Origin of the sequence: Psychrobacter sp. 16-MNA-CIBAN-0192, from assembly GCF_040309565.1 — a bacterium.
In the GTDB taxonomy this organism is placed as follows: Bacteria; Pseudomonadota; Gammaproteobacteria; order Pseudomonadales; family Moraxellaceae; genus Psychrobacter.
The window spans coordinates 1-232 of sequence record NZ_JBEOOX010000773.1 but is presented as its reverse complement, the minus strand read 5'-3'; the positions used below and the strand labels follow the sequence as shown (position 1 = coordinate 232).

1 protein-coding gene is annotated in these 232 nt (G+C 53.9%); it reads left to right on the top strand.

The window, feature by feature from the left end; all coding sequences use genetic code 11:
• On the top strand, positions 1–232 hold a 232-nt coding region (locus tag AAEY78_RS15170; RefSeq protein ID WP_352340357.1), incomplete at both ends, for a type VI secretion system baseplate subunit TssG.

Genomic DNA, 232 nt, shown 5'->3' with positions numbered 1-232 from the left:
CTACCTGTTGAGCTTGCGAGCGCTGGCACGGCAGCCGAAAAAGCTAACGGCAATCGATAGCTTGATTGCTTATGCTGGCATGATTGCTCCAGGACGTCTGACCGCTGACCAATTGGCGCATGTATTGTCACATTTTTTAGATAGTACGGTCAGCGTTCAGCAGTTCGTGCCTGAGTGGTTTGATCTGCCCGCTAGCGAGCAGACCGCACTCGGTGGTCAGCATGCGGCACTT